At 48.9% G+C, this 14,753-nt stretch carries 7 protein-coding genes; 3 read left to right on the forward strand and 4 right to left on the reverse strand.

Annotated features, from left to right (window positions below; all coding sequences use genetic code 11):
* Positions 1-156: 156 nt before the first annotated feature.
* The gene (locus BBD42_RS04665; RefSeq protein WP_172455391.1) at positions 157-768 is read left to right on the forward strand and encodes a TVP38/TMEM64 family protein; all 612 of its coding nucleotides are present in this window, start codon (positions 157-159) and stop codon (positions 766-768) included.
* 235 nt (positions 769-1,003) lie between these two features.
* The gene (locus BBD42_RS04670) at positions 1,004-1,438 is read left to right on the forward strand and encodes a Dps family protein (protein WP_056030961.1); all 435 of its coding nucleotides are present in this window, start codon (positions 1,004-1,006) and stop codon (positions 1,436-1,438) included.
* A gap of 148 nt (positions 1,439-1,586) precedes the next feature.
* Here the strand turns inward: BBD42_RS04670 and BBD42_RS04675 are convergent, their stop codons facing one another.
* Positions 1,587-2,216: a fumarylacetoacetate hydrolase family protein gene (locus tag BBD42_RS04675; RefSeq protein ID WP_099517203.1), complete on the reverse strand. Its 630-nt coding sequence runs from the start codon at positions 2,214-2,216 to the stop codon at positions 1,587-1,589.
* 38 nt (positions 2,217-2,254) lie between these two features.
* A complete protein-coding gene (locus BBD42_RS04680; RefSeq protein WP_099517204.1) occupies positions 2,255-4,252 on the reverse strand; it encodes an ABC-F family ATP-binding cassette domain-containing protein in 1,998 nt (665 codons plus the stop codon).
* Positions 4,253-4,517: 265 nt separating this feature from the next.
* On the opposite strand from BBD42_RS04680, the gene BBD42_RS04685 reads away from it, so the two are divergent.
* Positions 4,518-5,276, forward strand: a complete 759-nt coding sequence (locus BBD42_RS04685) for an MBL fold metallo-hydrolase (protein WP_099517205.1) — start codon at positions 4,518-4,520, stop codon at positions 5,274-5,276.
* A 77-nt stretch (positions 5,277-5,353) separates the two neighbouring features.
* On the opposite strand, the gene BBD42_RS04690 is transcribed toward BBD42_RS04685, so the two are convergent.
* Together BBD42_RS04690 and fumC are read right to left on the reverse strand one after the other, a co-directional pair.
* Positions 5,354-12,601: a 5'-nucleotidase C-terminal domain-containing protein gene (locus BBD42_RS04690; RefSeq protein WP_099517206.1), complete on the reverse strand. Its 7,248-nt coding sequence runs from the start codon at positions 12,599-12,601 to the stop codon at positions 5,354-5,356.
* Positions 12,602-13,228: 627 nt separating this feature from the next.
* Positions 13,229-14,614, reverse strand: coding sequence for a class II fumarate hydratase (fumC, locus tag BBD42_RS04695; protein ID WP_099517207.1), 1,386 nt, complete (start codon positions 14,612-14,614; stop codon positions 13,229-13,231).
* Between the last annotated feature and the right edge of the window lie 139 nt (positions 14,615-14,753).

The following is a 14,753-nucleotide window of genomic DNA, read 5'->3' on the forward strand; positions in this document are numbered from 1 at the left end:
CATAGGCTTTTTTTCTTATTTTAGCGAAAGGCCAGCATCCAGCTAGTACCAAGTTTATGTGGTACTGGCGTTTAACACTATCCTTTGTTGCACCCGTTACTATGCAAAGGCTAAGATTAAAGAAGTACCGCTAAGGACATGCTAAAGGAGATAGTTATGCTGAAATGGATTTCCGCCATCATTTATGCTTTGCTGCTCGCCACCGTTTTTATATACCAAAACAATCTGCTCGATTGGCTGCAAAATGACACGCCCTCTGTATTTATCGTCTTTCTCGTCGCTCTGTTTCTCGTACTCGTGCCCGTCGTTCCGTTCAAAATTATGATTGCCTTGCTCGGTTTTATGTACGGTCCGCTGCTCGGGGCATTGATTAGCTGGCTGGCCGCTTCACTTGCTGCCATCATTGTATTTTTGCTAGCTCGCTATCTCTTCCGTGAGCAAGGACAAGCTTTCCTCCATAAATTCAGCCAACTGGACAAGCTTCAGGCCACGATGGAAAAACGGCCGTTTCTAACGATTTTGACGGCGCGATTAATTCCGGTCATTCCGCATATGGTCGTCAATATTTATCCCGCGGTTACTACTGTACGGCTGCTTCCTTATGCCGTTGCATCGGCTCTTGGCAAAATCCCGTTTATGCTGCTCTTTGCTTATATGGGTCAAAATATGTTTAAAGATTGGGCTAGCTTCGCCTTATTTGCGGGCGTATACGCCGCCTTTTTCGCCTTGTCTTATGGCGGATACCGCCTTTGGTTAAAAAGACAATGAAACGCGTAAAATAGCCTTGTTTGTTTAGCAGCTTGTTTAAAATAATGCCTGGACGTTTATAGTATGTTATCGGATGAATGCAGCGAAGCGAGCTTGACAAAATGCTTGTTATTTGTAATAATTATAAATAAGTAATTACTATAAATTAAGCATTTAGCTTTCCAGCCATTGCGATTACGCCAAGCAAACTTCCCTTTTAGAAACATAAAAACAGGAAACGAAAGGATGAACGATCATGAAAAAAACACATGAGGTCTTAAATAAACAAATCGCTAACTGGAGTGTCCTTTATATTAAACTGCACAATTTCCACTGGTACGTGAAGGGCTCGCAATTTTTCACCCTGCACGTGAAGTTCCAAGAATTTTATGAAGAGGCCGCTTTGAATGTGGATGAGCTGGCTGAGCGCCTGCTTGCATTGGAAGGCAAGCCTGTCGCAACGATGAAAGAATATATGGAGACGGCTTCCATCAAAGACGCTACAGGCAAAGAAACCGCTACAGCTATGGTTGAGTCTCTTATAACGGACTTCTCAACGATAATCGAGGAGCTCAAAGCCGGCATGTCGATTGCGCAAGAAGCGAATGATGAGACGACAGCCGATATGCTGCTTGCGATTCACACCGCGCTTGAGAAGCATGTATGGATGCTGAAAGCTTTTAACGCTTAATTTCAAAAAAACATGCCGCTTAAACGTATAGGCGAACCTCATAATCAGCTGTCACAGCCTCTCCCCCAAGGGCAGGCTGCGACGCAAAAAAACCTTCAAACTCTGCGACCTGCGCGGGTTTGAAGGTTTTTTGGTTGCTTGAATCCGATTATACGAGCTTAATTGAACAGCTAGCAACTTCTTTGCCTTGCCACAATGCCGAGAGTTTGTCGCCATCCTGCAAAGCTGCAACACCTGCTGGCGTTCCGGTAAAAATAAGATCACCCGGCCCAAGTCCGTAGTTGTCATTAATATGCCGGAGCAGCGTGCCAATATTAAATAGCATATCGGCAGAATTGCCATGCTGTGCTTCTTCATTATTGCGAAGCAGCGCAAAATCATGCGCCTTCAGCTCTTCCGCACCAGGATACGGCAGCCATGCGCCAAGGGGAGCGGAGCCTTTGAAGCCTTTAGCCGGAAGCCACGGCTGGCCTTTGGCCTTGATCTTGCTTTGCACATCGCGAAGCGTCATATCAAGCCCCAGCGCCAAACCGTCGATGCATGCGTCAGGGTCCATGCCCGGCTCAAGCGCCCGGCCCACTCGCAGCACCAGCTCCAGCTCGAAATGCACCTCGCCTTGATCGCCTGGCAGCTCCACTACGCCGCCATCCATCGGCACTAGCGCATGAGTCGGCTTTGTAAATACCATCGGCGATTCAGGCACCTCATTGCCCAGCTCTAACGCATGCAAACGATAATTCCGCCCAATACAATAAATGTTGCGTACTTCTGAAAACATCTCCATCCCCCTCTCCTGTTCTATAGGCTCGCCTTTAATTAAACCTTCTTCTGAGCAGCAATTTGCTCCGCAAGCTCGTTAAGCTCAGTCCAGCGCTCCATGAGCTGCTCCAGCTTTTCTTCAAGCTGCTGCTGCTCCTCCGAAAGCTGCTGAATCAGCACCGAATCGCTGCCGGATTCCTCCATGCGCTGTTCAATGTGCGCAAGATCATTTTCAGCCTGCTCAATCCAGCCGTCAATTTGCTCAAAATCCTTTTGATCCTTGTAGGACATTTTGAGCGCACGTTCCTTGCCGCCGCCCGTTCCGGCTTTTGCGTTCGAATCCCCCGCCGCACTCTTGCTTCCAGCAGCGCTCGCCGAGCCTGCCCCAGCAGCAGCTTTCGCACTTCCGCCCGCCGAGGAGCCGCCTGAAGCTGGCGATGTACCGGCAGCAGCCGAGCCATGCTTTTCTACAAACTCCTGATATTCGCTATAGTTGCCTGTATGCTGCGTAATGACGCCATCCTCAAAGGATAAAATTTTATCGACTGTCCGGTCAAGGAAGTAACGATCATGGGATACGACAAATACGACGCCCGGAAAATCATCCAAATAATCTTCCAATACGGCCAACGTCGAGATGTCCAAATCATTCGTCGGCTCATCGAGAAGAAGCACGTTCGGCGCCTTCATCAGCACGCGAAGCAATTGAAGACGGCGCTTCTCGCCGCCTGACAGCTTGCTGATCAGGCTCCATTGCATCGCAGGAGGGAACAAAAACCGCTCCAGCATTTGCCCTGCTGAAATGAGCGAGCCATCCGCCGTCTTCACCTGCTCTGCACCTTCGCGGATAAATTCAATGACGCGCAGCGACTCGTCCATCTCTTCATGCTCCTGCGAGAACCAGCCCAGATTTACGGTGAGGCCCAGCTCAACTGTACCTTCATCCGGCTGCAGCCTCCCCTCAATCAGCTTAAGCAGCGTAGATTTGCCGCTGCCATTGCGTCCGATAATGCCTACCCGGTCCTCCGGCACGGCAATATAGCTGAAATCACGAATGAGTGTCCGCTCGCCAAAACGTTTCGTTACCTTTTCAAGCTCGACGATTTTGCGTCCGAGGCGGGTCGAGGCAACCGATACATCCATTTTTCCCGCGCTTTGCTTAGGCGCCTGCGCCTTCAAGTCCTCGAAGCGATCAATTCTCGCCTTCTGCTTCGTCGTTCTCGCCTTGGCTCCGCGCCTAATCCAGGCAAGCTCGCTGCGCAGCAGGTTTTTGCGTTTGCTTTCTGTTGCCGCCTCGCGCTCTTCCCGCTCCAGCTTAAGCTCTAGAAAACGGCTGTAGTTCGCTTCATAGAAATAAGCACGTCCGCCATCGAGCTCAATAACCCGATTGCTGACCCGATCAAGGAAATAGCGATCATGGGTAATCATAAGCAGCGCGCCTTTGCGTTTTTGCAGCATGCCTTCCAGCCAAGCGACCGAATCATTGTCGATATGGTTCGTCGGCTCGTCCAAAATCAAAATGTCCGAAGGCTGGAGCAATGCTGCCGCCATCGCTACCCGCTTGCGCTGCCCGCCGGAAAACGTCTCGACCTTCTCGTCAAAATGAAGAATGCCAAGCTTAGCGAGCGCAATCTTCGCTTCACTCTCAAGTGTCCAAGCGTCGAATTCATCCATCCGCTGGTTCGCTTTAATCAGCCTTTGCTGGAGCGCCTCGTCACTTGGATGAAGCTCCAGCGCTTCAAGCGCCTCCACATGCTCGCGCACAGCACGCTGCTGCGGCGAATCGCCGCCAAGCACATGCTCAAGCGCCGTTTCCCCTGGAGCGAACACCGGGTCCTGCGAAAGCATGCGAATGGTCACCCGGTTCCCAATGGAAATGTTGCCTGCATCTGCTGGCTCAAGCCCGGCAATCACTTTAAGAAACGTCGATTTGCCCGTTCCATTGACGCCGATAATGCCGATTTTGTCGCCATCCTCGAGACCGAAGGTAACGTCCTCGAACAGCATTTTTTCCCCGTAGCTTTTCGTAATATGTTCGACTGATAATAAATGCATCGCAATAACCTACTTTACATCAGAAATAGTTGTTCCAAGCCAGCTTCTCCTACCATATAGCTCTCGGAAAAGCCGCCCTTTCCAACTATCATATCATAATCCGCGCCCCTCCACCCCGCTTAGCAGCCACCTCATTTGTATATTGACAAAAATATTTTTATGTGGTATAATATAATATTTTATTATTTACACCTCTATGATTATCCCTTATGATATAAAAGCTTGGCCAAGCACAATCTGAGCTGATGTTGATCGGAGGGATCGTATGCTACTTGCAAAAGGCATTGCCATGCTGGAGATTACAGCCGCCATTATGGGGAAATCCACAACGATTTACCCTACCCTTATTTGGGATAATGATCGCCAAATCCTTATAGACACTGCCCACCCTGGGCAGCTTCCATTGATTCAGAAGGCCGCAGCACTAGAAGGCGTTCTCCTCAAGCAAATAACCGACGTCGTACTTACCCATCAAGATATCGATCATATTGGCAGTCTGCCAGCTGTCATTGAACAAGCTGATTACGCACCGCGTGTATGGAGCAGCGACATCGAGAAGCCCTACATCGAAGGACGCAAACGTCTGATCAAAATAACCGACGAGGCGCTCGCGAACCTCGATCTGATGTTTCCTCCGGAAACGCCCGCTGCATTTCGCGCCGCTTTTCGAAAAATGCTGGAGCATCCGCCCCACGCAAATGTAACAGCGCAGCTGCTGGGCGGCGGCAAGCTTGATGTATGCGGCGGCATCAGCATTATTAATACGCCGGGACATACCCCCGGACATATCAGCTTATATCATCACGCGAGCCAAACATTAATAGCAGGAGATGCGCTGATCGCAGAAAATGGCAAGCTCGCCCCTCCTGCTCCTGCTGCCACGCTCGATTATGAAAGGGCTCTGCAATCACTCAAAGCGCTTGCAGATTACCCCATCCAGCATGTTATTTGCTATCATGGCGGTTTATGCAGCGGTCAGCTTAATGAACAAATTGCTCAAATTTCTGATGGAGCTGCTGTTTAATCAAAACAAAGGCCGTCCCAAAGCAGTGTAAATACTGCCTTGGGACGGCCTCGCTTATTTCATTAACTGCCTTTTACTTATTTGCTTGCTTCAGCGTATTTCGTTGCATTCAGCAGCAAGGTAACAACCTCAGCCCTCGTTGCCTTAGCATTTGGATTGAACTTATTGTTCGCCCCTTGTACAATGCCTGCTTTGGCTGCCGCAGCTACATAAGGAACTGCCCAAGCCGGAATCTCTTTCGCATCGGCAAAATCCACCTTTGCAGCCGGATCAACCGGAAGGTCAAGTGCACGTACCATGATGGCCGTCATTTCAATTCGGGTCAATGGGTTGCTTGGTCGGAACGTATTGTCCGCATAACCGCTAATGAGCCCCGCTTCTAACAGCTGTGCTACGAAGGAGCGTGCCCATACCGGAATTGCATCCGCATCGCGGAAATTCGGCAATGTTGTTGCAGCTTCCAGCTTAAATGCACGGCTAACCATCGTTACAAACTCTGCACGTGTCGCATTCGCTTCTGGACGGAACGTGCCGTCGCTGAATCCTTTTACTATTCCTTGCTCTACCGCCTGCTTAATCGACTGCTCTGCCCAATGTCCCGCTACATCCTTAAGCACAACTGGAGTTGGCGTCGGGCTTGGATTTGGACTTGGGGATACAGAAGGTGTTGGCGTCGGGCTCGGGGTAGGAGTGCTTGTTCCTGGATTGCTCGTGCCAGGATTTCCTGTGCCCGGGTTCCCGGAGCCTAATAGATCGGTGATTCTTCCTTGAATACCGATATCTACTGTACCGAGTTTCGCCAAATATTCATTAAACACTTCATAGTCTACAAAATTCAGTTCATAGAAGCGGCCAGCATCTTTCGCTGCTTTCATTGACAGATAGAAGTCGCCGCCATTAGCCATGAACGAGTTCGTCGCAACAATGTAATATGCATTTGGATCAAGCGCCACATACTCGCCTTGCTCATTCAATACTTCCACTTTTACGATTCGTTCGCCTTGTTGTGTCACAACACCAGTAACCGAGTTGTAAATTTCAGGCTTCTTCGTGGAATCGAAAGTATAGCGCATACCTGCAACTTGCGGGAATCTGCCTTCCTCCGTCGTCGGCGTCGAACCGCTGACACCATTCTCGAGCGCCGCAGTAATTTCTGCACCTGTCATTTTCAGCGCCGTCAAGTTGTTGCCAAATGGCATAACCGTCAGCAAATGACCAAGTGTAATGTCTCCAGCAGGAATGGAATCACGGATGCCACCTGCATTTTGAATTGTTACATAACCGGCAATGCCCGCTTTGTCGATCAATGGGCTATTTTTCACCTTGTCCAGCATGCCGTCCGCAATCAGGTTACCCAGATTCGTTTCCTGTCTGCGCACGTTTTTGCGGAGGCCATCGAGTGCAACGTTTGTTTTGCCAACAACCGTCTTCTGAAGCTCTGCGATTGGCGCCTTGAATTCCTCCAATTTCGCCGTGTGCTCAGGAAGAGCAGTAAATTTATAATTCGCTCCAATCTTCTCGTCTACATTAACCAACTCGCCATCCCAGACTACAAGCTCGCCTTGTGCATCAAAAATCGCATCCAGCTTGCCCAGATATACGCCATATTCACCCGTTTGTACGATTAGGGTAGGAGGTGCGTCAGCCGTCTTCTGATAAACAGTCGGCTCATTCAGCTGCGTATGCGAGTGGCCGCCAACGATAATATCAATGCCCTCTACTGCTGCTGCCAGCTTAAGATCCTCGCCGTAGCCCAAGTGGGAGAGAACGATGATTTTGTTGACGCCTTTCTGTTCCAGTGCTGCAACTGTCGCTCTTGTACTATCTACATAATCCTCGAATCTCACCTGTCCGGGAGAAGCGAGCAGCGCGGTATCCGGTGTTGTCAGTCCAACAATGCCAACCTCTTCGCCGCCAAATTGCTTAATAATTGCCTTGTGAATCTCCGCCTTATTATCATCGGAAGACGAGGAGTACACAATATCATCATTGAACAAAGCATCGAGCTCTGCTTCACCGCTAAAATCAACGTTCGAGCTGACAAATGGGAAGTTTGCCCCTCTGATGAATGCCGCAAGCGTCGCTGCATCCTTATCGAACTCATGGTTCCCGAACGTCATCGCATCGTAATTCATCTCATTCATGAACCACAGATCAGCAAGTCCTTTAAACTGATTGAAATACAAAGTACCCGAGAATACATCGCCTGCATCAAGCAGCAAAGCATTTTGCTTCTCGCTCTTCAAGCCCGCAGCTGCGTTAATACGACGTGGGGCATTATCCAGATGGGCATGGGTATCGTTCGTATGAAGAACACGCAGATCGAATGCATTCTGCACATTGGTAATACGGCCCTCTACCCCAATGTTCACCGTACCCACTTTGCTCAAATATTCATTGAACACTTCATAGTCTACAAAATTCAGCTCATAGAAGCGGCCAGCGTCCTTCGCTGCCTTCATGGACAGATAGAAGTCTCCACCGTTCGCCATAAAGGAGTTTGTCGCTACGATATAATAAGCATCCTCATCAATGTCAACGTATTTACCTTGGTCGTTCAGCACCTGAACCTTAAGAATACGTTCACCCGGCTGTGTAATTTGACCTGATACGGAGTTGTAAATCTCCGGCTGCTTCGTCATATCATAGTAGAATCGCATGCCTGCCACTTGCGGGAATCTGCCTTCCTCACTAGTTGGCGTCGAACCGCTGACACCATTTTCGAGAGCAGCAACGATTTCACGCCCTGTCATTTTCAGCGCCGTCAAGTTGTTGCCGAAAGGCATAACCGTCAGCAAATGGCCAAGTGTAATATCTCCAGCAGGAATGGAATCACGGATACCGCCTGCATTTTGAATCGTCACATAGCCGGCAATGCCTGCCTTGTCGATCAATGGGCTATTTTTCACCTTATCCAGCATGCCGTCTGCAATCAGGTTACCCAGATTCGTTTCCTGTCTGCGCACGTTTTTGCGAAGGCCATCCAGCGCCACATCCGTTTTGCCTACTACCGTTTTCTTAAGCTCAGTCAAAGGAGCATTGAACTCCGCTACTTTAGCTGCAGCAGCTGGATCAGCCGCAAATACATACTGCGAGTTAACCTGCTGATCGACATTTACCAGCTTGCCGTCCCACGAGGTCAGCTTGCCCGCAGCATCGAATTTCACGTCCAATTGACCGAGATTCACGCCATATTCGCCCGTTTGAACGATAAGCGTTGGTGCTGCATTTAGATCTTTGCGGTATACAAAAGGTTCATTTAATTGCGTATGCGAGTGGCCGCCGACAATAATGTCAATGCCATCTACTTCAGCCGCAAGCTTCTGATCTTCCGTATAGCCGATATGGGACAGCGCAATAATTTTGTTGATGCCAAGCGACTCCAGCTGTGCAACCGTCGCTTCTGCACTTGCTTTCACATCGCTGAATACAACGTTGCCTGGAGATGCAAGCAATGCTGTATCTGGCGTTGTTAGGCCGAAAATACCAACCTTCTCGCCATCCACCTCTTTGATGATAGCCGGGTAAATTTTAGCGTCATTCGCTGTGCCATCCACTTGAGGAATGCTGTTAACGAATTTGCTGCCAAGCTCAGCTTCACCGCTAAAATTGACATTCGCTGCAACGAACGGGAATTTCGCATCATTAATGAACGCTGCCAGCGTCGCTGCATCCTTGTCAAACTCGTGATTGCCGAAGGTCATAGCATCATATTTCAGATGGTTCATGAACCACAGATCAGCAAGTCCATGGAATTGGTTGAAATAGAGCGTACCCGAGAATACATCGCCTGCATCAAGCAGAAGTGTGTTGTCGTCGCGCAGGCTGTTGATTGCCGTCACGCGGCGCGCCATGTTATCCAGATGTGCATGCGTATCATTCGTATGCAAGACACGCAATGAGAAATCGTCATTGCCGACAACCGGCTTGCTGCCAAGATCTAGCTGAGCAAGCAATGGATCATGGTCGCTGACGCGTCCCATTGAATCCGTAAAGTCTGCGTTGACATGTACGACTTCAATATCGGAATAGTCTGTCAGAGCATCATTGACCAGAATGTGGTCAAGCGTCTGGGAGTTGCCATCGTAAATATAAGAATAACGGTCCTTCTCCGGCATTGTCTCAACCAGATTAGTCAGAGCGTCCTTCTTCAAAATATCAAGCGTCTTCGAAAATTGGAAGTCATTCAAATCGCCTAATACCGCTACATTCACATTAGGATCGCTAGCCACAAGCTGCGATACGAACGAATTTACGATTCCAGCTTGCAGAGCACGCTGCGTTTCGCTGCTGCGGATAACCGGCTGAATTGTTCCCCATGGAATGCCGTCTCCGCCTTTGGAATTAAAGTGGTTTGCAATGACTACAACGCGTTTGCCTTGGAAATTAAATTCAGCGGCAAGCGGTTTGCGTGAAGCATTAAAGGCTGCATCCGTCGGGCTGATTCGGCCCGGGTTCACAGACAGGCTGCCATCGCCTTTCACCTGTACAGCAGTTGTCGAGTCACCTTTCGTTCCAGCCGCAAGTGTTACGCGCGCTGTATTGTACAAGTACCCAACGCGGATGTTTCCGCCCGGAGCTCCGCCATCCAGCCCATCTACCGGAGCAATGTCCGTGTAAGCATAAGTCGGGCCGCCTTTGGCAACAACAGCGTCGATTAACGCTTGGAAGCTTTGGCTCGCATCCGTAACGCCATTGTTTGTTTCGCCATTATTATCCTGAACCTCCATAAGCCCAATAATATCAGGCGTTTTGAGATTATTTACGATAATGCCGCCGATTTTTGCAGCTTTAGCCGTCTGGCTGCTGCTGAAATTTTCTACGTTGAACGTAGCAATCGTTAGCTTGTCAGCTGCAGCTACCGTGGACGCAACACCCTGTGCACGGGAAGAATACGTAATAGCTGGCAATGTGCCATCTGGAATAAGTTTGAACAAATTGCTCGTATAATTCAATACGCCTGTAATCGGACCATTAAATTGGTCGCCTGTTTTAATATCCTGACCGGCTGGTTTAGCCGCGATATACATTTTTTGCGGATTCAGGCTGCTATCGAATGGCTGCGTGCCATCACCTGTAAGCACTATGCCGCCTGCATCGGTTTTAATCGGATTATTAGCGCCATTGTCAAAAGTCACTGGCGTAACCGAGTTGGCATAAGGGCCAGTAATGCGGGCATCATTCAACTGGATGCGCATGCCTTCCAGGCTTTCGAAGAAATCAATCGCATCGCCATCGGGATTAAATGCTCCGAAGCTATCGGTATCTATGGCGTTCGGAACGATACGTCCATTAGTACCAATAACAATTGGCACAGGCAATGGCTGCGAAGGAAGTCCCTTTGTAACAGTTGTAGCTGTAATTTGCGTAACGGTCAGAGCCGGGCTCGTGCCATATTCGACAACAGTGCCATCTACCGTTACTGCATCTCCTACGGCCACGCCGTGAGCCGCTTTATACACTTGGATCGCTTCTGAAGTAGCAGGATCGTTATCGATGCTGCTATCTGGCTCCTGCATGTAGAAGCTGCTTGCGCTTACCGATGTAACGATACCGGAAACATTGGTTACCGCTACATTTTCATAAATAGAACGATGGGATTTGCCTTGAATCGTATGAATTTTGATGCCGTTTGTGTTTTGCAGCACCGTATACTCAAATGTATATACGGAGCTCGTATCAGCACCCGCCACTACGATTGCTTTAATCGTTGTATCTGCATTAATGACTATTGGCGCACTGTAGACCATGCTTGCCGCTGTAGGCGTAGTGCCATCCGTTGTAAAATGAATGACGCCGCCGTCCATCAGCGTGCTGAGCGCGACCGTTCCGCCCGTGGCAATACCGCCAGAAGGCACGCTGGCATTTACAGACAGCTTGCGCTCTACGATATCGGAAGAGTTTCTTGGAACAAGCTCCATCCCGACCCCTGTGTAATACGTCATGACGCCAGTTACTTGCTCAAACGTTTTGTTCAGAGCAAAGGCCGCATCCGAGGAATAAATCGCAATTTCCTGGCTGCTTGCAGCATCCGTCGCATAAAACACGCCGCTTGCCGCACGTTTGATCGTAATATCATTGATTTGCACCAGACGGCCTTCGGACAAATTGCGAACCGCATCGCCCGTGCCGAAAGCCGTCGAAGTAATGACGGTTGGCTCAGGAACCGCGCTCTGGCCGTTAACTGTGACATAACCGCCTGTTACCAGATCAGTGTCCAACTGCAGCATGCCATTGTAAAGCGAGGTTTGACCGTAAACTTCAATCTCATCTCCTGGTTGAGCACCCGAATCTGCGCCTCTAACGACGACAGCAGAATTGGCATCCTGGACAAACAAATTCACTTTGCCGCCAGATTCTGTGCGATGGGAAACCGTCCCATGCGTGACAACCTTCGAGCCTACTGCCGCGCTTCGCACATCCGAAATCGCAACCGGTGTAAGGTTCGCAAGCGTATAGGCAAATTCAGTCAGGCCGCTAATCGTGTCATCTGCATTTTTCACATACGCATGAATGGTCATTGGAGCCGCTACTTCGATAGGCGAAGCATAAGCAGCAAAATTTTCCGGAGCGACCGGCGCATCCGGGCTGTAGACGCTGTAATAAACGCTATAACCAAGCGTTGCTGTAGACAAGGTTACATATGTTCCTGCTGGAACCTCGCCCGCAGCCGGACTAGCCGATACGCTTGCAACCGCGCCGTAAGAAGAATTCCTAGGGCTTGGAGCAGCTACTGTAAAGTCGGCGTTGTTGTTATCCGTATCCAGCGCCCGGTCCCCCGGATTTAGCGCTTTGCGGATAGCTGCTAATGCAGCACCCAGATCGCCAGTTGGAGCACCTTCTCCACCAGTCGCTGTTGAACCGTAAGCAACTAGATCTATCACTGCACTGCTTGCATTAAGCAGTCTAACTTTACCAGCGGTACCACCCATATTAAGCGTACCAATTGCATCTGGCGATTCCAGATCAGCAGCCGTCGTGCTTGCTCCCGCCGCCTCTTGAATAAGGAAATAGCCTTTAGCGGCAATTGTTCCGCTTAAATTGTGTATATTCGTTGTAAAAGCTCCTGTAGCCGAAGCATATTGCACACTCCACCCTGCGAGGGAAATCGGTGAATCGGTTGGATTGTATAATTCTATAAAGTCCTGTTTGAGTGGCGCGCCTCCATTGCCGCCGCCCCCATACACTTGTGAAATGACAATGTTGTCATTGCTTACGGCCGCTTGCACAGGTGCACCAAAACCACCCAATATCGTTCCTGCAAGAAAAATAGCAGCCAAAAATAGGCTTACTGGCCGTTTGAACGTCTGAAACTTTCGCCTCATAGACAAATCTCTCCTTTTTTCCTAGGTTAATTCCATAGATAGTTCTTTTTTCTCACATAAATGTGACATTAATATCATTTTGTCGAATCATGTTGTCATTTCGTGCAATTAATCAGATAAAAATAAGAAAAATCCACAACTAGTTTGCTATTTGTGCATTTTTCATTCATCAACCCCTTATCAAAATTTCATATTTTTATGAATCAATGAAAAAAAGAAACCTTTTTCTCTCTATTTAATATTTAATATAAAGTAGAGTAGGTCTATTGTAAACATTTTGACAAAAAAATATTGTTAAGCTATCTTTAATTGTTATCTAAATTTACATTGTCTTAACATTTGGCTGCGAAAATGAATATAATATCTTAACATTTCGCTTATCGTTTCTCTCGTTTGATCAAATGTTCAATTTGTTAAGAATCAATTGTTCATGCCTTTTCCTTTTCTCGATTTTGAAACGAGGACTATTAATAGGAGCCATTTTACAAAGGTTTGGCTGCAATTCCACAGAAAAAAGCCCCTGGCATCCTATATTTCTTAGGACACTAGAGGCTAAACTTTACACCTATTTACATGTTATCGTACTGCCAGCTAGAACCGTTCAGCACTTGGTGCGGCGTCACTGGCTTAGCGTTTGCCAATCATCGCTTCCGGCTTCACAAATTCATCGAACTGCTCGGACGTCAAGAGGCCGCTCGCAATTGCCGATTCTTTCAGCGTCAGCCCTTTTTTATGCGCGTTTTTCGCAATGGCTGCTGCATTTTCATAGCCGATATGCGGATTAAGCGCTGTTACGAGCATGAGCGATTGATCGAGATTGCGCTTGATCACGGCTTCGTTCGGCTCAATGCCAACCGCACAGTTATCATTGAAGGAAATCATGCCGTCCGCCATCAAAGCAACGGATTGCAGGAAGTTGTAAATGATAACCGGTTTAAATACGTTCAGCTCAAAATTGCCCTGGCTCGCCGCAAAAGCAATCGTTGCATCGTTGCCGATCACTTGGCAGACCGCCATCGTAATCGCTTCGCTTTGCGTCGGGTTCACTTTACCTGGCATAATCGAGCTGCCCGGCTCGTTTTCAGGAATCGAGATTTCGCCAATTCCACAGCGCGGACCGCTTGCCAGCCATCTGACGTCATTGGCGATTTTCATCAAATCAGCCGCCAGCGCTTTAACAGCACCGTGTGTATAGACGATTTGGTCGTGGCTCGTTAGCGAGTGGAATTTATTTTCTGCTGTAATAAACGTTTTGCCCGTAAGCGTCGTTACTTCCTCTGCTACCTGCACCGCGAAGTCCGGATGCGCGTTAAGGCCTGTACCTACCGCTGTGCCGCCAAGCGCCAGCTCGCGCATTTCGTCTACGCTTTGCACGATCATTTTGCGAGTTTTAACCAGCATGGCGTACCAGCCGCTAATTTCTTGGCCAAGTGTAATCGGAGTCGCGTCCTGCAAATGCGTACGGCCAATTTTCACAATATCGTTGAAACGTTCAGCCTTGTCCTGCAGCGTTCTTGCCAGCACATCAATTGCCGGAATCAGGCGCTGCTCCACCGCTACTACGCCAGCAATATGCAGCGCCGCAGGGAACGTATCATTCGAGCTTTGGGAGCGGTTAACATCATCATTTGGATGAATGCGAACGGCGCTGCCGCGCTCCTCAAGCAGTTGATTGGCGCGATAAGCTACAACTTCATTGACGTTCATATTCGTTTGCGTACCGCTGCCCGTCTGCCAAACGACGAGTGGGAAATGCTCATCCCAGCGGCCAGTCAAAATTTCATCTACCGCTTCGCCGATAACCGCAGATTTCTCTGCATCCAGCACGCCCAGCTTCTCATTGGCGATAGCTGCGGCTTTCTTAATAATAGCCATAGCATGAACGACCTCAATCGGCATCCGCTCTCCGCTGATTTTGAAGTTTTGCAAGCTGCGCTGCGTTTGAGCACCCCACAGCTTGTCCGCAGGAACCTGAATTTCACCCATTGTGTCCTTCTCAATCCGATATTCCATCTTTTAAGTAGCCTCCTTCAAAATCTTGAACAACCTACTCCTACTTTATCAAACACAAACGGCTTTCGCCATCCAAATGCGTCAAAAGCCCCTTAATTGCTTGCGATTAGGCTGCCCTCTCGCCTTGCAATGGCTGCTT

The organism is Paenibacillus sp. BIHB 4019, assembly GCF_002741035.1.
In the GTDB taxonomy this organism is placed as follows: domain Bacteria; phylum Bacillota; class Bacilli; order Paenibacillales; family Paenibacillaceae; genus Pristimantibacillus.

Excerpts from the sequence above, each read along its gene's own strand:
- BBD42_RS04665 (WP_172455391.1), top strand. The coding sequence starts at position 157 with ATGCTGAAATGGATTTCCGCCATCATTTATGCTTTGCTGCTCGCCACC.
- BBD42_RS04680 (WP_099517204.1), bottom strand. The coding sequence starts at position 4,252 with ATGCATTTATTATCAGTCGAACATATTACGAAAAGCTACGGGGAAAAA.
- BBD42_RS04675 (WP_099517203.1), bottom strand. The coding sequence starts at position 2,216 with ATGTTTTCAGAAGTACGCAACATTTATTGTATTGGGCGGAATTATCGT.
- fumC (WP_099517207.1), bottom strand. The coding sequence starts at position 14,614 with ATGGAATATCGGATTGAGAAGGACACAATGGGTGAAATTCAGGTTCCT.
- BBD42_RS04670 (WP_056030961.1), top strand. The coding sequence starts at position 1,004 with ATGAAAAAAACACATGAGGTCTTAAATAAACAAATCGCTAACTGGAGT.
- BBD42_RS04690 (WP_099517206.1), bottom strand. The coding sequence starts at position 12,601 with ATGAGGCGAAAGTTTCAGACGTTCAAACGGCCAGTAAGCCTATTTTTG.
- BBD42_RS04685 (WP_099517205.1), top strand. The coding sequence starts at position 4,518 with ATGCTACTTGCAAAAGGCATTGCCATGCTGGAGATTACAGCCGCCATT.